A 22,546-nucleotide genomic window follows, 5' to 3' on the forward strand; every position below is an offset into this window, starting at 1 on the left:
CCACTTCCCCACTTCCCCACTTCCCCACTTCCCCACTTCCCCACTTCCCCACTTCCCCCCTTCCCCACTTCCCCACTTCCCCACTTCCCCACTTCCCCACTTCCCCACACCCCACTCCCCACACCCCTCTTTACAAAACTTCATCGTATTTCAGGGCTGGAAAGGGCAATCCTTGGGCAATAGGGGAAGGGAAAGCGGGAAAATATTAAAAAAAACTTAAAATTTTTATCTTGCTGCCCTTTATACCCTTAAAGCCTTGCTTTCTCTGATTTCCCGACGGTGAGAGGCTTTGAGCCATGTCAGGAATTGATGACCAACTCGATCGAGTCATTGTTAAGTGACTGTTACAAAAAGACAGCAAAAAACTTAATAATATGTAACAAACAAAGTTTCGACAGCAGTGTATAAATTTAACTTGAGGGGCCAAGATAACAGACAAAAGTTAAGCTGGATACTTGTTTAACCTCCTTAGGTGATTTATGAGAGAGCCGTGAAGTTTTTTCAGGTTTCTTAAAGTAAATCGCAACAATCACGGTCAAGGCTCGTCCAGACTCACCGTGAAATCCCTTAAGAGGGAAAATTTTAATTGCAAGCAAATCCCATTTAAATTTAGGAGATTGTCACAATGTTTGACGCATTCACCCGGGTAGTATCCCAAGCTGATGCTCGCGGCGAATATTTAAGCTCTTCCCAACTAGACGCTCTCAGCGCCATGGTTGCCGACAGCAACAAACGGATGGACTCTGTTAACCGGATCACCAGTAACGCTTCCACCATCGTTGCTAACGCCGCTCGTAGCCTGTTCGCTGAACAGCCCCAACTGATCACCCCCGGTGGTAATGCCTACACCAGCCGTCGTATGGCCGCTTGCTTACGGGACATGGAAATCATCTTGCGTTATGTTACCTACGCTACCTTCTCTGGCGACGGCAGTGTTCTCGACGATCGTTGCTTAAATGGTCTGCGCGAAACCTATGTAGCTTTAGGAGTACCAGGAGCTTCCGTAGCTGCTGGCGTAAGCAAAATGAAAGAAGCTGCTTTATCCATTGCTAACGATCGCAACGGTGTCACCCCCGGCGATTGCAGTGCTTTAATGTCTGAAATTGCCAGCTACTTCGACCGCGCCGCCGCTGCTGTCGCCTAGTCCCCAGGGCTAGTCTCAATTAAACCGTAGGAAACTTATTGCAAGATTATTGGGAGATACCAAACAATGAAAACCCCCCTTACCGAAGCCGTAGCAGCCGCTGATTCTCAAGGTCGTTTCTTAAGCAGCACCGAAATCCAAGTTGCTTTCGGTCGTTTTCGTCAAGCTTCTGCCAGCCTCACCGCTGCTAAAGCGTTGACTGAAAAAGCCAGTTCTTTGATCTCCGGCGCAGCTCAAGCGGTGTACAACAAGTACCCCTACACCACCCAAATGCAAGGGGCTAACTTTGCGGCGGACCAACGCGGTAAAGACAAATGCGCTCGTGACATCGGTTACTACCTCCGCATGGTGACCTACTGCTTAGTTGCTGGTGGAACCGGTCCGATGGACGAGTACCTCATCGCTGGTATCGACGAAATCAACCGCACCTTCGACCTGTCTCCTAGCTGGTACATCGAAGCTCTCAAATATATCAAAGCCAACCATGGTTTAAGTGGCGACCCTGCGGTGGAAGCCAACTCCTATATCGACTACGCTATCAACGCTCTCAGCTAGTCCAATCGAAAAAACTGCTGGTCTGGAAAGACAGGAGGTTGTTAGCAAAAGGGTTAGCAATCACCTGTTCTTCCAGACCTTGTTATATCCATCGTCAAGGCGGCCAGGTAATCGAACTGATCCTCCCCTAGTTTTGAGGGGTCAGAAAATGATCATTTTTTTGTAGGAGAACTTTAGTGGCAATTACTACCTCAGCTTCTCGTTTAGGGACAACCGCTTTTAGCGAGGTTGCTCCCGTGGAATTACGTCCCGATTGGTCCCGTGACGACGCACAGGCGGTTATTCGCGCCGTCTATCGTCAGGTGCTAGGCAATGACTATATCATGCGTTCCGAGCGCCTTACCAGTGCCGAATCCTTACTCTGCAACGGTTCGATCACCGTGCGGGAATTCGTCCGCGCCGTGGCCAAATCGGAACTGTATAAGAACAAATTCTTCTACGGTAACTTCCAAACCCGCGTCATCGAACTTAATATCAAACATCTTTTAGGTCGCGCTCCCTACGATGAGTCGGAAGTGGTCTATCACCTCGATCTCTATGAAAACAAAGGATTCGAGGCCGATATCGACTCCTACATCGATTCCGCCGAATATACCGAAAACTTCGGCGATAGCATCGTTCCCTACTATCGCGGTTTCGCCACCCAACCCGGTCAAAAAACCGTGGGATTTACCCGGATGTTCCAACTCTATCGCGGTTATGCCAACAGCGATCGCTCTCAGATTGCCGGCAAAACCTCCCGTTTAGCGGTGGAATTAGCTCAAAATGGTGCTTCGGCAGTGGTCGGTCCCTCCGGTGGCAGCGATGGTTGGGCCTATCGTCCCTCTGCTCAACGCAACACCCCCAGTAAAGCTCTTGGTGGTAGTGTGGCCTATGGTGATGTGGGTAAGCTCTATCGCGTGGAAATTGCCGCTATTAGCAAACCGGGTTATCCCCGTGTCCGTCGCAGTAGCAAAGCGGTTATTGTCCCCTTTGAACAGTTAAATAACACCCTGCAACAGATCAACCGTCTCGGTGGCAAAGTTGCCAGCATCACCCCCGCTAGTTTGAACTAATTTTCTAGCTTAAGATAACTAAAAGTCTCCCGGGCAGCCGTCAGGTTCACCGGGAGACTTCTTTCTAGGGAACTGGCAGAAATTGACCCTCAGCAGATCGAGCAAACCTGTAGAATGAAAATAATTCCCTCGTTTTAATGCCTGTGACTGTCACTTCGATCGCTTTTGACTCTATCGATACTGCCTTAGCGGAAATCAAAGCCGGACGTGCCATTGTCGTAGTTGATGATGAGAATCGCGAAAATGAAGGAGATCTAATCTGTGCGGCCCAATTTGCCACCCCCGATCTGATTAACTTCATGGCAGTGCAAGCTCGCGGTTTAATCTGTCTGGCAATGACGGGAGAGCGTCTTGATGCTCTCGAATTACCCTTGATGGTGACAAAGAACACCGATAGCAATCAAACCGCTTTTACTGTTAGCATCGATGCCGCTCCCCACTTAGGGGTTAGAACTGGCATTTCAGCAGAAGATCGGGCGAAAACCGTGCAAGTTGCCATTAATCCAGTCACTCGTCCCGACGATCTCACCCGTCCCGGTCATGTCTTCCCGATTCGTGCTAAAGCCGGTGGAGTCTTAAAACGCGCCGGTCATACGGAGGCAGCCGTGGATCTGGCTCGGTTAGCCGGGTTGTATCCGGCGGGAGTTATCTGTGAGATCCAAAATCCCGACGGTTCCATGGCCCGTTTACCGCAACTATTTGAATACGCTCGTCAGCATAATCTCAAGTTAATTAGCATTGCCGATCTGATCAGTTATCGCTTAAAACATGATCGCTTTGTCCATCGGGAAACGGTCTGTAATTTTCCTAGTCAATTCGGCACTTTTCAGCTTTATGCCTACCGAAATTTATTAGATCAAACCGAACATATTGCTATTGTGAAAGGTGATCCCGCTCTCTTTGGTGATCAACCTGTAATGGTACGAATGCACTCAGAATGTCTGACCGGAGATGCCTTGGGATCCTTGCGTTGCGATTGTCGGCAACAGTTGCAAACTGCCTTAAAAATGATTGAAAACAACGGTTTAGGGGTGGTGGTTTACCTGCGACAGGAAGGCCGGGGAATTGGCTTAATTAATAAGCTAAAAGCCTATTCTTTACAGGATATAGGATTAGATACGGTGGAAGCCAACGAAAGGTTAGGATTTCCCGCCGATTTGCGCGATTACGGCATGGGAGCGCAAATGCTTAACGATTTGGGAGTGAGAAATATTCGTTTAATTACCAATAATCCGCGTAAAATTGCCGGATTAAAAGGCTATGGTTTGGAAATAGTCGAGCGAGTACCTTTGCTGATCGAGGCTAATGATTATAATTCCAATTATCTGGCCACAAAAGCGGAAAAGTTAGGACATCTATTCTTACAAACCTATCTAGTGACTATCGCTCTCAGTTGGGAGGAAAATCCGCCGTCAATTTCGCAAAGATATCATCAATTAGAGAAATTACGGCAGTTAAGTCGCACTAATCAATTATCTCTCCAAGAAGAAACCCGACCGGTAGCCAATGCCCTTTTTGATCGCGCTCCTTTGATCGTACATTTAGGTTTAGATATTCGTCAGGGTGTCAGCAGTAATTGGTATAAAAATCCTTCCCATCCTTACCTTTTGGTTATTGACAAAATATTAAATGACGTTAAAGATTGGTCGGAAATTGAACGCTTAGAATTTTTAATTTCCGACGGAGACGATTCGATGACGGGATTACAAATGAAACTCGATCGTCAAAAAATGTCCGATGAAGATTTCTCACAATTACCACAATTAGCTACCCAAATTATCTACAGTTTTACTCGTGATTGAGCCAAAAGTTAGTTTTTTATGACCAGAAAAGATCGTAACAGTTATAATTAAACAAAGCTAGTATAACGGGGAAAAACTATGACAACTCTCGACATTTTACCGGAAGTTACCTGTCCCCCCACCGATTTATGGAGTGATGAACCACCCTTGGAAAGTGATTTACATCTGCAACAGATCATAATTCTTCTCAGTTGTCTAGAATTATTATGGCAAGAGAAAAACGATTACTATGCTTCCGGTAATCTGACTATCTACTATAACGAAGAACAACTGAAAAAGCGCGATTTCTGTGGTCCTGATTTTTTTGTGGTTTTAGATACAGAAAAACGTCCCCGCAAAAGTTGGGTAGTTTGGGGAGAAGGGGGTAAATATCCCAATGTAATCGTGGAGATTCTTTCCGATTCTACGGCCAATATTGACCGCACTAAAAAGAAAATTCTCTATCAAAATACCTTTCGCACTCCTAATTATTTTTGGTTCGATCCTAATACCTTAGAATTGCAAGGATTTAGACTAATTGCGGGACAATATCAGGCTATTCCTGCTAATGAAAACGGCTATTTATGGAGTGAACAATTAGAACTATATTTAGGGATTTTTGAGAGTAAATTGCGTTATTTTACCGTTGATGGTCAATTGGTTCCCACTCCCCAAGAAGCTGAATTAGAGCAAAGACAAGCAAAGGAACAGATTCTGTTAGAAAAGGAACAGGAACGAAAAGCGAAGGAACAGGCTATCCTCGAAAAAGAACAAGCTATCTTGGAGAAGGAAAAATTAGCCCAAAAATTACGAGAATTGGGCATTGATCCTGAAACTATCTGATTGATCAATATCTCTAAGTAGTTAGGTGTTAAAAATTGTCAGTTTCCCCCCTTATTAAGGGGGAATCAAAGACAAAATTTATCTTCTATTTAATAGGTAATTCCTATCCTAGAAATGGTGGTAATTTAACCTTATTTTTCCTGTCTTTCTAAGGCTAATTGTACCAACTTATCGACCAATTTATCAAACTCTAAACCGGTGGCTTTCCAGAGTTGGGGATACATACTAAAATTAGTAAACCCCGGCAGAGTATTAATTTCATTGATCAACACTTCCCCAGTCTTCTCCACATAGAAAAAATCCACCCGCGACAATCCCGCAGCATCCACAGCTTTAAATGCTTCTACAGCCATTTCTCGCACTTGATTAGCAATTTTATCGGGAATATTAGCGGGAATCACCATACTCGATCGCCCGTCAGTATATTTAGTTTCATAGTCATAAAAATCACTATCAAAAGTAATTTCTCCCACCAAAGAAGCTTGGGGATTATCATTACCTAAAACCGCACATTCGATCTCCCTTGCGGTTACTCCTGCTTCAACAATAATCCGTCGATCATAACTAGCAGCACTATCTAAAGCAGCCTCTAATTCTTGCCGGTTGCGTGCTTTACTAATACCCACCGAAGAACCTAAATTAGCCGGTTTAATAAAACAAGGATAACCTATTTCCTCGGCGATTTGATCGCACAATTGCGGAAAAACACAGGCATTTGACCACACCTGCGAGCGGGTTATGGCCTTATACTTAACTTGGGGTAATCCAGCGGCTGCAAAAGCAGTTTTCATGGCAATTTTATCCATTCCCAAGCATGAACCCAGGACCCCACTACCCACAAAAGCAACCCGCATGAGAGTGAGTAATCCTTGCAAAGTGCCATCTTCCCCATTCGGTCCGTGGAGAATTGGAAACCAAACCTCGATTTCCCTCACTTCCGGGGGAAATTGCCAGATATTGACTGTTATATCACTCTCAATAGCTAGGGGTTGCCCCGAGGTTAAAATTTGTCTAGCAGTTGCTGCCGAATGCCAACAGCCATTTTTATCGATATAGAAGGGGATAACGGCGTATTTGTCAAGATTTTCGGGATAATTAAAAGCTTGCAGGATCGATCGAGCCGAATTGATAGATACCTCGTGTTCTCCCGATCGACCACCAAACAACAATCCTACCTTGATCTTATCCATATTATCCTCTCTAGACCCAGCTAGATCCTAAATTAGAGTTCAACTATCATATATACTATGGGCGGAGTTGACAATAGTTGCAATTGATTTAGATGCGGCTGTTCCTCGTCAGATAGGAGTTTTAACCCAAACTTTCGATAAATTAATTATCGCTCATGATGAGATGTGGTCGTTCTTTCCCTAAAAAAATCGATAATCACCTTGGAGCTATTCACACCCCCAAATTGAATGATTATTTAGCTAATTTTTCCAGTTTTTTCTTAGTTTTCTGAAGTTTTAAGGCTAAATTACCATGATGTTCGGGATAGTAAACGTGCAAGAATTCGATAAAATCCTCGATTGTACAAGGTTTATTAAATCCCCCTAAATTACCGTGGAATTCTTGGTGAATTTCTTCTTTAATAGTCACCAAATTCAGATCTAATGTCGCTAGATGGGGATATTTTTGGACAGAGTAAAGATGATGGACAGCGAGATTAAATTTATTATTTCTATCCGGTTTTTGCCCTGTCACCTGACAAGTGTTTTTATCTCTAGTTTTAGCTCGTTTTTTAGCCTTTTCAATCTCGATTTTTTGTTTGGTATCGTCATCTAGATTTTCCTGAATTTCTTTAAAGGCAAGAGGAAACTCGATTTCAATCATTTTACACATTTCTTGGCGCGATTTATTCGTCAAAGTTTCACTCATGGATTTAGAAATGCGAACAACTCCACTTTCAGAGAACCAAAACTCTCTTTTTTCATCTTCGTAAAAATCTACTCCTATTTTTAAAGGACGAACTTCTGTTTTAGTATTTTTGATTACCTTAGCAAGTTCTTCATCATCAACTTTCAAAGATGAAGATTCGTGGAGTTTAAGATTATTGAATGTTTGATTTAGCTTGGCTCCATTAGTTTTTAAAATTCGCCGCAAACTCTGTTTATGAATCATAGCCACTCCTTGATAAACTTTAATTTCGCCAGAGTCAGCCAATTCATTAAAAATTAATTTTCGTGCCAAAGAGCGACGAATTTTTTGATCGTGCTTAGTAAAAAATTCTCTAAATCTGTATAAAATTCCTCGCTTTTCATGCTGATCAATATAGGAAGCAATTTTTAAAGCACCTTCAAAAGAAAACACTCTAACTTTATCTTTTTTGTTGACAAATTGATAATCGACACCTTCAACTAAATCCCAATCATCATTAGGATCAGCATCAAAAATATCAACAATTTTGTCTAGTTTTTCAAGAGTAATAGAAAACCATTGAGCTAATTCGGTATCCCGGATCAGGAAGGTATTTGCTTTCTGAGGCATGATTATTTTATCTCCGTGGTGATAGACTTATACATGACAGTTAAACAATCAAAAACTTCTGCGTCTCCTGTTTCTTGGTTATCAGGATGATAGATTTTAGAAAGACGATAATAGGCATTTTTAATGTCTTCCTTGCTGGCAGTTTTGGGATCAAGCTCGAAAACACGATAGGGATAAAAATACTTAAATATATTAATACCATTAATACAATGCTTACCAGTTTCTCCATCTTCTTCTGGTAAAATACCTACATACTCTCTGTAAATTTTTTCCCAACTTTCTCGCTGAGATAAATTGATGTTATCAAAGGCTCTAGTAGCCATTTGAAACATACTCGATTTTTTTAATTCTGTGGTATTGCTAACCTCAAAATAGGCATAAACTGCCTGTTTAAGTTGCGTTAGAGTTAAAGGTTTAACTTTTTTAACTGTAGTGGTCGCTGTAGTTTTTGATTTAGTTAACGATGGTTTGGGAGACTTTTTACGGTGGTTTTTGATGACAAAATCGGCAAAATCTTCGAGAATACGACTTTCGATCGAGTATTGCTCACAGATATGACTAATCTGCTCTAAAATGAGCGAGTTAAGAGGATTAGTGGTCATAATTTCCCTAAGAAGCTGCAAAAAATAAGCCTTTCCTATCAAGATGAAGTGTAGGCTAATTTGGTATGAACGACCGACGACTGACTCCCGAAAACTTCCTATCTTAAATTAATGCCACTGCTGTGGCCACTTTGTCAAGTGGTTAATCATAAAAAAAATTGCTGGCATATTATAGATTTAAGTCAATAAATGAGCAGCCGTGGCTCTTCTAGGTTCTGTGTGATCAGTTTAACTTACTATAGAAGAGATCAATCTTTGTGTGTTCTGTGTCTGGAGTGGTTCCTTCCACTCCCTCGCCAGCAGAACTGTATCTTAGAATACATTTTACCCACCAAACCGAAGAGAGCCGCAGCCGTTTAGCTAGGCAGTCATTCTAAAGATAAGATTCCCAAGAGCGATGGTAAAGTTGAGACTAGAATTGAGGAGACAGTCGGGAAATTTTTACCTAATCAAGAAAAGATGGCTCTCTGAGTCTTTGGGTGAAAAATGTTCACCACGTCACATTATGGACGGAAGCTTTCATTGGTGTCAACTTAAGCAAGAAGCTTAATTATTAAGAGTAGCTGATCATTCAAGAAAGAGGAAGTAAAAAATCGTAAAATAAGGCGGATAAATCTAAAAATAATTTTCATTCCTACCCCTACTATTTCTTTAGGTTTCAGAGGGAAAGTAACCAAACAGTTTTTTATAATCAGAGGCTAGATATCCTCGGTGAAAAAAACCTAATTCTTCAGCAATTTCATAAATTAATTTTGTCTGATTATTTTGGTTAAGAGATTGATGTAGAGCATTAAGACGAAGCAATTTAAAATAATTGTAAGGAGACATTTGATAGAAGTCTTTAAATATATATTCTAAGGTGCGTTGACTTACTTCTAAGTCTTGACAAATCGCTGGAATAGTAAGATCAGAACGCAGATTTTTTCTCATCATTTCTTCTGCTTTTTTGAGAATAGAGCTGCGTCTGATAGTGTTTTTAGGGATTTTAATATCTTTGGTTGCTGCTAAAGTCAAAAGAAAATATTTGACAATTTCTTCTTTTAATTTTTGCCTGATAAAATTCAATCTTAATGCTTTTCTTTGCCCAGATATTTGTTGACAATCTAAATTAAATAGCATTTGATAAAGTTGATGACAAGATTGTTGGAGATAACGAATTTTTTCCGATGGGCAAATCACAATAGAAGAAGCGGAAGAATTTAATAACTTTTTCGCTTCTGGTAACTCTAAACTTTGGCACAATTGTTGCAGATAATTATCATGAACGTAAAGCTGAAAACGATTAGAAAAAGGATGTTGAAAAACGGAAATTTCTGATTTAGGGGGGATAATCCCAAGATAGTTATTTTCTAATGGATACAAATTTTGGAAGAAGACAGAATTCACCTGAACAGGAATCGCAAAAACCCACATTTTAGAATGGGTTACTCCCGCAACATTCGTTAAACAATTACGTTGCGATAATTCTAACATCACTTCATCGATGATGATCCTTGAAAGATACCCTTCAAAATGATCACCACTGAGTTGTAAAGCATCTGCGTTGAGAAATTCTCGATTCTGAAAATAGAGAGAAAAGTCACAAAAATATTCACTTTTAAAGGTTAATTCCTGAGAATTAATTAAAATATTGGTTTTATTGTCAAAAATAAACACCTATATATAACTCCTTAGTTATTGAGTAAAATTAAACTTTTTTTGCCCATCAATTTAAAGACTTGCGTTTTTCGGATCATCTTAGCATAGAGGACTGAGTAGTATGAGTTAAAGCAGAGTTGGTTTGTTAATTTTGTCCATCAGTGTAATTCCAGCTAAATCGGCTCTTCTCGTTCCTGTGTGGGAGTAAGAAGAATAGGGATAATTTTCCAGAAATATAGTCTTCAAAGCCTTGCCTAGCAAGACTCCTACGAATGATAAGCACTGATTATCACACCAAGTCGAGAAGAGCCGCTAAATCTCTCAGTTTTTTCCGTTATCAATTACTAAGGAGATTTCGATGGCTAAACAATATATGCCACTTGAAGATTGCTCTGGGTCTGCGGTATTGGGTGGAGAAATTCCGCAATTACGTCCCCCAGCATTTTCTGATCACCCACAATATACCACATTTAGCTATACCTATCATCCAGGGGGATCAGAAATTTCCGAAGCTGTTGCCCCTAATATTAGCACTCGTTTCTATGCCATCGAAGCAACTATTGATTTCTCCAAAGCTAAAGGGGACTTACAAGGTGTTCTGATGGCGCAGGGTGGATATTTTGGTGGACATAGTTTCTACATCTATCAGGGAAAACTATGTTATGTCTATAACTGGTTAGGACAACAACAGAGGATCACCTGTGATCTTCCTCGTCTTAGTAGCGAGGTGACACTCAAAGTTGAATTTGCCAAACCAAAGATAATCGCCCCTTCCGATGAAAAGTTGGGTGACAGCACAATAGATAATATGAAACTGTATATTAATAACATCGAACAAAATGTCGATATTATAAGAACTTTATCAAATCATACTCCTAACTTCCTAACTCAATATAAACACGAGATTCCTTACGAGTTTCAAGGTGCGAAGCTGCAAAGAATTATCGTTACCATTACCGATGATATTATACTAAATCCCTTGAGTAAAGGCTAGTTATGAGGAGAGGCAAAAGGCAACCCCCCCGACGTCGGGGGGTTGATTCATAGTAGGGTTGATTCATGAATCAACCCTACCTTGATCCCCCCTTAATCCTAGGGCGTTGACAATCCCCGCACTAAAGCGACGGGGATTCTTGGTTCAAAGAGATTACTTGCGTAAAATCGGTCAACTAGAAATGACGGGAAACGATTTTTTCGATGGTTGCTTGGGTATCCTGCAGCAGTTTCTCGCGACTATCGCTAGTATTAGTCAGACTAGGCACGAGATTACGAGCTTGTAAAGCCATGTGAAGCTGTAGTTGAGCTACATACTCGCGGATATCTTCACGGGTTTCCGATTGGTTAGGATGAAACATAGAGAAACTGGAAAGGTCTGTCTAGCTGATGGTGTCTTGTCGATAACTCCTATACAAGTTATCACGAGAGCTTAGGTTCCAGTCAAGGGTCGGCCGCAACTCTACACATTTCTCAACACAACTTATCTCTCTTTCATCAATCTAAGAGAGTTAAAATGAGAAGAAAAGCCTGAAACCGAGACAGAGACTATGGTTAAGCCTAGACCCGCCCAACGGTCAAATCTGTAGATATTTACTGTGAATTGTCCAAAAACTTATTTGGAAAAGCGAGATGCGCCTTTTAAGCATCTCCACATCAGCTTAATAAGCGAGCTTAATAGAAGTAGTTAGGGTTTGCGGCAAAAAGTTTTTCGTGGGGACAGGGGGGGGTGGGGGGGGGTTTTGCCTTTTGCCTGTTGCCTGTCTTCATAAGTAGCCTATAGCGGTAAGCGCTTGAGTGAGATACAGACCAAGCTTTGCCTAGCATGGTTTATAGCTCGTGACACTGTACCTCATACGACTGCACACCGCTATATGCTCAACGAATTTAGTATTACTTGTGCAACAATGGTAATTCGCCTCAGACAGTGATGCAATTCAGACTTGAATTGGCCTCAGCGCCTCTCGAACCTAGGAAATTAATTTGGCACGACTACTTAATTTCTACGGGTTCTAAATTATCAGCAGCAGTAAAACCAAAGAGACGGGAATAGAAATAAAATTCTGCATCTAATGCTCGTTTTATCGATTCAGCTTGACGAAATCCGTGTTGTTCTCCCGCAAAGGGAACGTAAGCAACGGGTAAACCTTTCGCTTTTAAAGCTTCTACCATCATTTCCGCTTGATTGGGTGGAACCACTCGGTCTTCTAAACCTTGGAAAAAGATCACCGGACAGGATAACTGAGCGGTAAAATGAATAGGCGAACGCTGATAGTAAATTTCCTTTTCTTGAGGATAAAGTCCCACCAATTTATCTAAATATCTCGACTCGAATTTATGGGTATCGGTGGCTAAAACCTCTAAATCACTAACTCCGTAATAACTAGCTCCTGCTTTAAAAGTATCATGAAAAGTTAAGGCCGCTAAAGTTGTATAACCACCGGCGCTGCCTCCGGAAATTGCCAATCTTTCCCCATCGACTAATCCCTGATTAACCAAATATTTTGCCCCGTTGATGCAGTCTTCCACATCGACAATTCCCCAATTTCCCAGCAAACGCTGACGATATTGACGACCATAACCCGTACTACCGCCATAATTGACATCTAGATAGCCAAAGCCGCGACTGGTCCAGTATTGCACCCGCAGACTTAAACTAGAGGTCGCCGCAGCCGTCGGTCCACCGTGACTTTTGACTAAAAGGGGCGGTAATTCGCCATTGGGGGCGGTATAATCGGGGTTTTTGGGGGGATAATACCAAGCATACGCAGTTAGTCCCTGACTGGTGGGAAAAGCGAGCATTTCCGGAATCGAGAAATAATCGCTAGAAATGGTTAAATTACTGGAAGATTTGAGGACTTCTCTCGTTCCTGTGGCTAAATCCAGTGAGATAACCGCCGTTACTTCCCTGAAAGAACCGCCAATAAAAACTATTTTGCTCTCCCTAACTTGTAGGGAAGAAATGTTAGTATCAGCAGTGATAATTTCTTGGAATTCTCGATTAACAGTATCGATACTTCCTAAATACCAACGACCATCTTTTGTATAGCTACAAATAATCTTTGATTCCCCAGCAAAGCCATAGTTAGATAAACCAAAAACCCAATGAGGATAGGCAAATTCAGCCTCTATCGGTTCGAGAACTGGTTCTATTTGTTCATCGTGTTTAAAGCAATAAAAGTTCCAGAAATTATTGCGATCGCTGGTAAAATATAACTGTTCATCGGCAGACCAGCGTGGTTCACACACTGACTCATTTTCACCGCCAGCAATGACCCGAATATTACTCAAATAAAGATTATTAATATCGGCCACCCAGAGAAAAGAACTATCCCAGGGCATATTAGGATGATTCCAACTAATCCAAGCTAATCGAGAACCATCGGCACTTAGGCGAGGAGAGGTATAAAAATCATCGCCAGATACTAAAGTTTTTATTTCTCCCGTATCCACATCGATGCTGACAATACTATTAACTGGTTCCCGCTCTTTTTGGCTATGATCTTCACAAACACAGATTAAACGATTGCCAAATTTATCGAGAATTAAATCCGCATAACGACAGGAATTTTCTGGGGTTAGAGGTTGGGGTAAACTATCAGCAGTTTGGCGATAAATTCTTTGGTCAGCAAAATTACAAAAATAGATAATTCCCGCAACAATTAGATAGGAACCTCCCCCGTATTCGTGGACACGAGTTCGCACATTAAAAGGCACTGGAGTGATGTCTGTAGTTGTGCCGTCGGGGTTTAATTTAACTAAAACATTTCGCCCCTTTTCCTGTGGTCTGCCTTCTAACCAATAAATATCTTCTCCATCTACAGTTACACCGCCAAAACTAATCGATGCTGCCACAATTAGATCGGAGGTAATCGGTGATTTCCAGGAACCGTAAGCTGATATTTGATGAGACATTTTCGACTAAAGCAGTGATTCTAATGGTGAACTAACTGGATCAGAAACGCTGATAAATTAAGAAAATTTCGAGTAAACAGAACAAAGTAGGGATTAGGTGCATCCCTACCTGACTCTCTGTTTTTCTGCAATCGGAGCGGCGGGATTCGAACCCACGACCCCTACTACCCCAAAGTAGTGCGCTACCAAGCTGCGCTACGCCCCGATATTGAACCTTAACCATCATAGCGATAATCGCAGCATTTTGCAAGCTTTTTTTTTCTTCCTTTCTCCCCCATCCCCGGAATTAGCGGCCAGCTATCTAGCTAATTGGGGAATACGTCCTTTTAATCCCGTCATTAATTGCAGGGCAAACAATTTCAACGGGGGAAAACCGCGCATCATTGCCAATCCGAGACGACGGATGAGAACGATGGGCGGCCAGTTATTGGAGAACAGGCGATCTAGAAAATCTGTGAAGCCTAAAATCGCTAAATTCTCGGATCTACGCCATTTTTCGTAGGATTTTAGGGTAGAAAGCGCTCCTATATCCTCTTGCTTTTCCGCTGCTTCCTTTAATACCTGCGCTAAAGCGGCCGCGTCGCGAATGCCTAAATTTAAACCTTGACCACCGACGGGATGACAACAGTGAGCGGCATCGCCAATTAAAGCCAGTCGGGGTTTAACATAGGTATCACTCTGCATTAACTGTACGGGAAAGAGAGCGCGGGGGCTAACTAATGCTATTTTTCCCAGTAATCCCCCCGTATATGCTTCTAATTTGTCAAGAAATTCCGCTTCGGGCATTTCTTGCAGTTTTTTCGCTTCTTGATGGGGATTTGTCCAAACGATCTGACAGCGATTACCCCGGAGCGGTAAAATGCCCATCGGACCGGTGGGCCAAAATCTTTCAAAGGCGGTATCGTTGCGATCGAGTTGATGTTTAATGGTGAAAGCGACACAGGATTGCCAATATTTCCAACCTTTGGTTTTAATTTGCGCCCCTTGCCGGATAGCGGATCTGGCTCCATCGGCCCCGATAACTAATTTTGTGGTGATTTTTCGGGTTTGACCGGCTTCTTCCAGGGTGACAGTGGCTGTTTCTGCTCCGTACTCCACTTCTAACACTTTGGCAGGGGATAACCAGTCAATGCGATCGCAATCTTGGCTGGCATTGTGCAGGGCCGTTAGAATCACTTGATGTTCGCCCACATAGCCCAAATAATCGGTTTTTAGCTCATCGACCACAAAGGGGACAAAAATCGGAAAATCGGCATCAGAAAGGCGAATATGACGAAATTTACCGATACTGGGTGAGATTTTATCCCAGATACCCAAGCCTGTAAAAATCCGGCTGGACATCAAGGAGAGGGCATAAGCTTGACGACGGGAGGCGGCCACCTCTAGGGGGCGTTCCTCGATCATAGCGATATTTAATCCTGTATTTTTTAAGGCCACCGCTAGGGTGGTCCCGACTATACCGCCCCCGACAATGATTAAATCGTAGCTGTCCCGTCTTAACATATAAATATTTTTCTCAAAGATCATCAGTGACTACACTGATCTATTCTGACACGATTTTCGGGGTTGCTGTCGGGTTTGATTGTCTTCACCCCACCTAGCCATTGATAGACTTTCAAGGGTTTTGTCCCGTTGCCGAGAGTTTCGGGTTATCGCTCTTCCTGGACTTCTGGAAGGGCGATAACAAGCTGCTGCCCTGTTAGCTGATGCTCCTGCTGCGCCAGTCTTCCTCGATACCCCGACGGCCAAGGCAGCGGCGCTGGCACTTGCCCGCCGTTGGGGATATGTTTGGGGCAGCAACCCGGGAACTTGGCCAAAGACATAACCCGCAAGATCAAGTTTTTTTAACTCTGATCAGATGCGAATGCGTCAAGGCTTTTTTGAGTCCAATTGTCCAGAGCAGTATTGATAGAGTTAAGAACTCCCATTGTTTCGAGCATATTCCCCTTCAACTTTTCTTGAAGTTCGCTAAAAATACTGGTTTGGACATTGAATAGATCATCTACTTTTTGAGCGCTCTTTAATATCTCTAGATATTTGGCTGTAGTTTCTAGATACAGGCGCATCAATTCTGCTTGCTTTAGTCCAAGACTGGTCATCGAACTGACATAAATTTCACCCAAGTCCTGAAAAGACTCAGAGGTTGCCTGTAAATTCACCAGCTTCAGTTGGCTTTGAAATAGTTCATTAATACTATCGGTATAAACTTCCCCCAATTCTTTGGTCAAGCTTAGATAACCCTTGCTTAGTTCAGCGAAAGCACTGGGGTTAACAAAACTTGTTAACATGGCATCGATCGCGTTCACATTAGTGGCCGTAATATTCTTGAAGGACTCTATTGCCAACTTGTTCGAGTCAATCCACTGTTTAACTAGCTCGTTTTGCATGGTAGTTTCCTCGTAAACTGCTTAATGTATTTCTCTGTCTGTGCCAGCAAAAAGATTAAATTATTGAGGGTGCGGTTCGGCCAACCGTTCTAACATAGCGACAATTGCCCTCATCTGGGGAGACTCTCTAGTATAAAAGACGGGATTATCTGCATCTGCACTGGAATATCCCCAAAAATCCCAGCATCCCTGGGGATTGTAAGGGATTAATGCTGACGGTTCAACCTGGGGATATAAGACAATTATCCTGTTGGTATCAGCTATTTCATTGTAACCGGTTTTAGTGTAGTAAGTATCATCAATTTCCGTTGCCCCCTGTTTGCAACCATGAATAGCTACATGAACTTTGCAGCTTTCTTTTTTACAGGCTTCAGGTACATAAACATAAGCCTCCCGACTCATACTCGTCTTTTTACCGTCAATAAACTCGCTCTGGTCAAACCGAATAATCTGGCCACTTAATCTATTAGAGTCAACCGGTGGATTTAACTTGCCATAAATATGCCCTAAAATCCGATGGGATTGCATGAAATCGCAGTCGTTTATAAAGGGTGACTTAGTATCTGAACATGACACCCTAGACTCCTCGACAATTATGGCATGACCGGCATTGATATTCTTGTCGTATTTAATATTCTCTGAGGGCAAGCCGGCAGCTTGATAAAAATCTTCTACTTTGTCAACGACGACAGTTGTAACTACGCGATCACTTGAACCACTGAATAGATAGACTCGATCATCTTTTAAATTGTTGAGATCGGCAATTTTGTTAGCCTTGGCCAGTTCTTGAGCTTTTTTAAATAATCTTTTCCCATCCGGTCCTACTGACTCAGTCAGAGGATTCATGCAAGTTGATGTCGCTTGCTCGAAAAATTGCTCTGGATCCGTCTCGTAAGAACCTACACAAAAAAAAGGACCGCCAGCAATTATACCTGCTCCCACCAGCCTATCTGAGTAGGCCACATGGAATTGGGCCGTCATGAAGGCCCCTGATGAAAGACCGGAAACAGATGTTTGGCTTAAATCTGCCTGATAACCGGATAGCTTGGCTGCTTCCTCGGCCAAGACCGCCCCATGGAAGATAAAAATACTAAAAATCAAAACAGCCAGTAGTTTTAATCCTGTCTTAATCATAAGACCTCTTGCAAAAATCGGAACCTATGATATTAAGATAAAGTAAAACAGATCGAAATTTAAAAACCCGCTCCCCACTTCCCACTTTGCCGTACTTTTTCCACAGGATTTGGTATAACATATCTGGCCAATCTCTGGCAAGAGTGCCTCTCTTAACTAGGAAATCACCATGGAACTTTATCAACGAATTGCTGATTTTTATGACTCCTCTAGTGGACTATGGGAAAGGATTTGGGGCGAACATATGCACCATGGTTACTACGGTCGCGGCGGCAAGATTAAACTCGATCGCCGTCAGGCACAAATTGATTTAATAGAAGAATTATTAACTTGGGGTGGTGTCACCGGCGCTAATCAGATTCTCGATGTGGGTTGTGGTATTGGTGGCAGTAGTCTTTATCTGGCCGAAAAATTTCACAGCCAAGGGGTGGGGATTACCCTTTCCCCGGTACAAGCCGCTAGAGCCAGCCAAAGAGCGCAAGAGTTCAATTTAGGGGAACAAGTGAGTTTTTGTGTGGCTGATGCCCTAAAAACCCCCTTTCCTGAGAATAATTTTGATCTGGTCTGGTCTTTGGAAAGTGGCGAACATATGCCCGATAAAAGGCAATTTCTGCGGGAATGTTATCGGGTTTTGCAGCCCGGGGGGACTTTTTTGATGGCCACTTGGTGTCATCGTCCCACCACTTCCCTGGCCGGTAATTTAACGGAAGGGGAGATTAAACTATTAAACGAGATTTATCAGGTTTATTGTCTGCCCTATGTGATTTCTTTGCCAGAATACGCCGATATTGCCCGTGAAGTTGGCTTTCAAGACCTAAAAACCGATGATTGGTCTCTATCGGTGGCGGCTTTTTGGGATGTGGTGATTGATTCGGCCCTCAGCACAGATGCGATCGCTGGTTTGTTAGCAAGCGGTTATACTACTATCCAAGGGGCCTTATCTTTAGGGTTAATGCGGCGCGGTTACGAGTCGGGTTTAATTCGTTTTGGTTTACTGCAAGGGAAAAAATAATCGCTGGTGATTCGCAAGTAAGTCGAATCAAATCCTGTTTTTGTTCGGGGGTGATACCTTCTGCATCGATAAAGGCCGATCTCTGTATTTCTTTTTAACAAAACTTAACAATTATCGGCAAAATTTTGCTTGCTTTTGTGGGGAGATTTTGAGATAATATTTTTAAAAGATTTTATTCATAATCGGAATATTTGCATATAAACAAATTTGCACAGATTCCCATTATAAGAAAAGCATAGCGCAAACCGCGGATAAAGTCAAGTCCTTTCCCATACTTATGGGTGCGAATTTCCTAGAATCAAAAAAAGGGCTTTGGTGGGGGGCAGGTGTTGGGGGGATTTTTGCTGGGTTCAAGGAACAGTTTTTTTTAGGGAACGATTGTATGGGGGAACTTCCGTTCGGCCCGACAAGAGCGAAAAAAATGCCAGGAGGCTCCCAAGAGGAGGTTGATTGCGATGGCTCAGGGCAGATTTGAACTGCCGACCTTGGGCTTATGAGTCCCCTGCTCTGACCAACTGAGCTACTAAGCCGTTGTTTACACAGTTATCAATCATAACACATAATCACCCAATTGCACAAGAGCAAAAAAGGGAAGAAAAAATCTTCCCTTTGGGGGGTATCTTTAACGTCTGCCTGGCAGGAAAGCGATGGGATTGACTGCTCCCTGGCCGGAGGGGTGAACCTCGAAATGTAGGTGGGGGCCGGTGCTAAAACCGGTGCTACCCATCTGGGCGATTGGCTCGCCTTGCTGAACAGTTTCGCCGCGACGCACCAACAGACGGCTGTTATGGGCATAGAGAGTGACGCTACCATCGGGGTGACGCAGTTTCACCAGATTGCCATAACCACCCGAATTCCAACCGGAGGCGATTACTTCACCGGCAGCCGCCGCCACAACTGGTGTACCCACTGGACCGGCGATATCGATGCCGCGATGAGGTCTGCCCCAGCGCCAACCGAAACCGGAGGTTAACACACCTCTAGTGGGCCAGATAAAGCCGGTAAAAATCGGGGCGGGATTAGGTAAATACTCATCGGGATTAGTGAGGGGGGGAAGGGAAGGTTCTACGGTTTCGCCGACGGGAATTCGGAGGCGGTCATTATATTCTTCCACATTGGTAGGAGCCGAACCGATAATCTGGGGGGGGGTGCTTTGGTTAGAACGAGAACGAAGGGCGTTCCATTGGGGATTAGGGGTTATTTGCCGATCATCGGGGGTTTCTGCGGGATTATCGACGGGAATAGCGATACTTTTCTGGGTTTCCGAAAGGTTAGTTTCCCGCAGATTAGCCACCTCTTGGCGCAATCTTTCCCGATAGCTGCCGGTGATATTTTCGGGGAATTCTTCCGTCCCCGTGGTGGCGGTGGCGGCGGGCAAATTTTGTCGATTGCTGGGGTTAAAGGACAATCTAGGGCGATCGGCGACCAAGGGGGTAAGATTTTGATTAACTCTAGCGTTGGCAGAGCGGTCGGGAATCACTAGGGTTTGATTAACTTTAATCCGGTTGGGGTTGTCAATGCCGTTTTCCCTGGCTAATTCGGCGGGGGTGATGCCGAGAGCGCGAGCGATCGTGTTTAAGGTATCTCCTGGCCGAACCCGATAAACTTGATTTTCTGGGGGAATTATGACCCGAGGATTGGGAACGGCGGGAATTTCAGTCACAGGAGCCGGATTTCGTAGGGCGACGCTGGGAATTTCCGGTCTGCTTGTCAAGGGAGGATTAACGGCAATTGGGGCTATCGTGCGATCGCTTTCAGGGGTGGGAACGGGAATCGGGATCACCTGGCTGGTTGGTCGAGGGGATTCTTCGGGAGCAATAACGGGAATCTCGACGCTAGTTGGCGAATTATCGGGAACGAGAGCGGTAGTTTCAGTAACGATTACTGTTTCCCCAGAATTGGACTGATGGGGGGTTTCCTCGGTTCGCAAGGCGGCCAAACTTTCTTGGAGACGTTGACGGGTTTGACGCAGACTAGCAGAGGAACTATCCAACTGCTCAGGAGTTGCTGCCGGGGCTGCCGGGGGCAACTGCTCAGGAGTGGGAATTTTTAAGGTTTGTCCGATAATCAGATCGGATTGGGGGGAGAGATTATTGCGGGTAGCGATCGCTGAAGGGGTGGTTTGATAGGTGTCGGCTAAACTCCACAGGGATTCTCCCGGTTTTACCTGATGGTCAACTACTGATGTGGCGATGAATTTGACGGTAGCAAGTGCTTGGGATTGGATTATTTGCGGTTCTTTTAGTTCTTTACCCGCAGCTTTGGCTTTTTGGGACAGGTCGATCACTTCCCATTCCGGAGGTACAGAATTGGCGGCCTGGGCTGATTCTGAGGTGGAGTTGAGAAGGCTAGGTACTCCCAGAGAGAGTGCTAATCCCAGCAGGGCAGCCGAGCAACGGACTCGGTTAGACTCAGCATTGCTATTCTGTTCTGGGGTAGCGGATGTCATGGGGTTGTGGATAAAAGTCTCTTTCAAACAGACCTCCTGTGGTGTAAAGAGTTAGCTAGAGCCAGTCGATGAAGCCGATGATTCTAGCTTTCAGCATTAGCCTTGAGGCTAGAGTAGAAGTTAGGCAACTTTCTTTTTAGTCAAAATACCTAAAGGTGACTTTTAGGAGAGATTAACTTAGATTTTGAAATTATGCAAGTCTCCCTCTGACTATTAGCATCGGGATCACGGCAAGTTGGTGACATTTTGAATGTCCAGATTGACGATGCTCTATCTCAGTTGTTCCAAGCTGATCAGCATTTTTGGTCTTGCCAATTTTTGCCAGTTTTTTCATAGAAATTTTTTATCTGTTTTGCGATTTACAAAGAAATTATTAATCATTCGCCGCTCGACAGGAAACAAGGGGCAACGATGGCTATTCAAGGTCAATACCGGATAAATAGGGTTTGCCGAAAAAATTTTTTCTGGGGGCAGGGTGTGGGGTGCGAGGTGTCGGTCGTCCATAGCAAATTAGGTTACACTTCGTCTTGATCAGAAAAAGGCTGTCATACTATTAGGGGTCGAGAAGGTCGTCACCGACCTCCCCTCCCATTCAGAACCGTGCATGAGACTTTCACCTCACACGGCTCCTAGTCTGATTGTTCCCTTGTTAAGGATACAACTTGACATCTTTTTGTTGACCTTGTATTATCTGCATTAACATCGGGTGATGTCGAATTAGATGATTTTAGGCTTCCATCAGATGCCGATTTATCATCGTGACAGTGGCGGTGTAGTAATTGAAGGTTCTTGTATTCGTCCTTTCCGCCTAAGCTGATAGGGTGAATGTGGTCAACTTCAATTAAATCCGATGGGGTAAAATACTGTCCGCATCGGCTACACTTGCCTTGTTGCTTCTTAAGTAGTTTGGCTACTCTTGTAGGTGTGTCGATTGCTTGTCCTCGTCTGGTCGCCCAGTAAGTCCAATTTCCGTCGTAAGGTGAAGCGTCGGGGCGTACTAGGGTATGTCTGACAATTGGTGTCCAATTATGTTTCCATAATTGATAACCATCTTTGGTTTGAAATAACCAAGATTCGTGTCTTTCTTTCCCATTACTGAGTTTAACTGTACCCGGTCTAAAATAATTTCTCAGCTTTTTGTAGTTCGCTTTACCGCATCTTGATACTGTCCATGCCCTTAACATTAACCAGATTGTGTAGTCTAGTTTATTGAAGGTATCTTTAGATACTGCTCCTGAGTAGTAGTTAGCCCAACCTCTAATGATTGGGTTTAGGTGACTAATCAGGGCTGATTGAGGTGTTGTTTTGTGTTTTTTATTTACACCTTTAATCGCTTCTGTGTGGGCTTTAACTGCCTTTTGGCTGGGTTTAATGTGGGTTTTGTGACCAATTAATCCTTTTCCCCCACTTGTTTTCCCAGATTTATGTTTTCCTGTTGGGTATTGCCTGATATTGAATCCTAGAAAGTCAAAACCGGGTTCTTCCGTTCTTCCATTATATTCAATGGGTTTGAGCGTATGACACACTCTTGTTTTTTCTAGTTTGAGTTC

Annotated in this window: 18 protein-coding genes and 2 tRNA genes; 7 read left to right on the plus strand and 13 right to left on the minus strand. The window is 43.4% G+C overall.

Annotated features, from left to right (window positions below):
• Positions 1-625 precede the first annotated feature (625 nt).
• The 5 genes from cpcB (at position 626) to IM515_RS19290 (ending at position 5,378) form a co-directional block, all read left to right on the plus strand.
• Positions 626-1,144 (plus strand): C-phycocyanin subunit beta, encoded by a 519-nt coding sequence (cpcB, locus tag IM515_RS19270; protein WP_002771747.1) that lies wholly within the window; start codon positions 626-628, stop codon positions 1,142-1,144.
• A 66-nt stretch (positions 1,145-1,210) separates the two neighbouring features.
• Positions 1,211-1,699 carry a C-phycocyanin subunit alpha gene (gene cpcA / locus IM515_RS19275; protein WP_008205508.1) on the plus strand — a complete coding sequence of 163 codons (489 nt, stop codon included), beginning with the start codon at positions 1,211-1,213 and terminating at the stop codon, positions 1,697-1,699.
• 176 nt (positions 1,700-1,875) lie between these two features.
• The gene (locus IM515_RS19280) at positions 1,876-2,754 is read left to right on the plus strand and encodes a phycobilisome linker polypeptide (RefSeq protein WP_002771745.1); all 879 of its coding nucleotides are present in this window, start codon (positions 1,876-1,878) and stop codon (positions 2,752-2,754) included.
• Positions 2,755-2,891: 137 nt separating this feature from the next.
• On the plus strand, positions 2,892-4,556 hold the full coding sequence (ribBA, locus tag IM515_RS19285) for a bifunctional 3,4-dihydroxy-2-butanone-4-phosphate synthase/GTP cyclohydrolase II (RefSeq protein WP_287629063.1): 1,665 nt from the start codon (positions 2,892-2,894) through the stop codon (positions 4,554-4,556).
• Positions 4,557-4,634: 78 nt separating this feature from the next.
• The gene (locus tag IM515_RS19290) at positions 4,635-5,378 is read left to right on the plus strand and encodes a Uma2 family endonuclease (protein ID WP_287633045.1); all 744 of its coding nucleotides are present in this window, start codon (positions 4,635-4,637) and stop codon (positions 5,376-5,378) included.
• A 131-nt stretch (positions 5,379-5,509) separates the two neighbouring features.
• On the opposite strand, the gene IM515_RS19295 is transcribed toward IM515_RS19290, so the two are convergent.
• The 4 genes from IM515_RS19295 to IM515_RS19310 all read right to left on the minus strand — a co-directional run bounded on the left by IM515_RS19295 (position 5,510) and on the right by IM515_RS19310 (position 10,123).
• The gene (locus IM515_RS19295) at positions 5,510-6,568 is read right to left on the minus strand and encodes a D-alanine--D-alanine ligase family protein (RefSeq protein ID WP_287627478.1); all 1,059 of its coding nucleotides are present in this window, start codon (positions 6,566-6,568) and stop codon (positions 5,510-5,512) included.
• A gap of 232 nt (positions 6,569-6,800) precedes the next feature.
• Positions 6,801-7,865 carry a hypothetical protein gene (locus IM515_RS19300; protein ID WP_287627479.1) on the minus strand — a complete coding sequence of 355 codons (1,065 nt, stop codon included), beginning with the start codon at positions 7,863-7,865 and terminating at the stop codon, positions 6,801-6,803.
• Between the two features lie 2 nt (positions 7,866-7,867).
• Positions 7,868-8,467, minus strand: a complete 600-nt coding sequence (locus IM515_RS19305) for a J domain-containing protein (protein WP_287627480.1) — start codon at positions 8,465-8,467, stop codon at positions 7,868-7,870.
• Positions 8,468-9,118: 651 nt separating this feature from the next.
• Complete coding sequence (locus IM515_RS19310; protein ID WP_185237268.1) at positions 9,119-10,123, minus strand: helix-turn-helix domain-containing protein; 1,005 nt, start codon at positions 10,121-10,123, stop codon at positions 9,119-9,121.
• A 340-nt stretch (positions 10,124-10,463) separates the two neighbouring features.
• Between IM515_RS19310 and IM515_RS19315 the strand changes: the two genes are divergently transcribed.
• Entirely contained in the window at positions 10,464-11,099 is a 636-nt protein-coding gene (locus IM515_RS19315; protein ID WP_185237267.1) for a hypothetical protein, read from the plus strand.
• Between the two features lie 175 nt (positions 11,100-11,274).
• On the opposite strand, the gene IM515_RS19320 is transcribed toward IM515_RS19315, so the two are convergent.
• The 6 genes from IM515_RS19320 to IM515_RS19345 form a co-directional block, all read right to left on the minus strand.
• Positions 11,275-11,460, minus strand: a complete 186-nt coding sequence (locus tag IM515_RS19320; protein ID WP_002759041.1) for a hypothetical protein — start codon at positions 11,458-11,460, stop codon at positions 11,275-11,277.
• 631 nt (positions 11,461-12,091) lie between these two features.
• Complete coding sequence (locus IM515_RS19325) at positions 12,092-14,014, minus strand: S9 family peptidase (protein WP_287627481.1); 1,923 nt, start codon at positions 14,012-14,014, stop codon at positions 12,092-12,094.
• 131 nt (positions 14,015-14,145) lie between these two features.
• Positions 14,146-14,219: transfer RNA gene (locus IM515_RS19330), tRNA-Pro, on the minus strand.
• Positions 14,220-14,311: 92 nt separating this feature from the next.
• Positions 14,312-15,517 (minus strand): FAD-dependent hydroxylase, encoded by a 1,206-nt coding sequence (locus IM515_RS19335; protein ID WP_287627482.1) that lies wholly within the window; start codon positions 15,515-15,517, stop codon positions 14,312-14,314.
• A 341-nt stretch (positions 15,518-15,858) separates the two neighbouring features.
• Entirely contained in the window at positions 15,859-16,401 is a 543-nt protein-coding gene (locus IM515_RS19340) for a phasin family protein (protein ID WP_287627483.1), read from the minus strand.
• 60 nt (positions 16,402-16,461) lie between these two features.
• Entirely contained in the window at positions 16,462-17,535 is a 1,074-nt protein-coding gene (locus tag IM515_RS19345) for an extracellular catalytic domain type 2 short-chain-length polyhydroxyalkanoate depolymerase (protein ID WP_287627485.1), read from the minus strand.
• 169 nt (positions 17,536-17,704) lie between these two features.
• Between IM515_RS19345 and IM515_RS19350 the strand changes: the two genes are divergently transcribed.
• On the plus strand, positions 17,705-18,547 hold the full coding sequence (locus IM515_RS19350; RefSeq protein WP_287627486.1) for a methyltransferase domain-containing protein: 843 nt from the start codon (positions 17,705-17,707) through the stop codon (positions 18,545-18,547).
• Between the two features lie 456 nt (positions 18,548-19,003).
• Here IM515_RS19350 and IM515_RS19355 read toward each other — a convergent pair.
• The 3 genes from IM515_RS19355 to IM515_RS19365 all read right to left on the minus strand — a co-directional run.
• A tRNA-Met gene (locus tag IM515_RS19355) sits at positions 19,004-19,077 on the minus strand.
• A gap of 92 nt (positions 19,078-19,169) precedes the next feature.
• Positions 19,170-20,996, minus strand: coding sequence for a peptidoglycan DD-metalloendopeptidase family protein (locus IM515_RS19360; protein ID WP_287627487.1), 1,827 nt, complete (start codon positions 20,994-20,996; stop codon positions 19,170-19,172).
• A gap of 629 nt (positions 20,997-21,625) precedes the next feature.
• Positions 21,626-22,546, minus strand: a 921-nt coding sequence (locus tag IM515_RS19365; protein WP_287698138.1) for a group II intron reverse transcriptase, incomplete at its 5' end; no start/stop codon positions are given.

Origin of the sequence: Microcystis sp. M44BS1 (assembly GCF_020244875.1) — a bacterium.
Lineage (GTDB): Bacteria > Cyanobacteriota > Cyanobacteriia > Cyanobacteriales > Microcystaceae > Microcystis > Microcystis panniformis.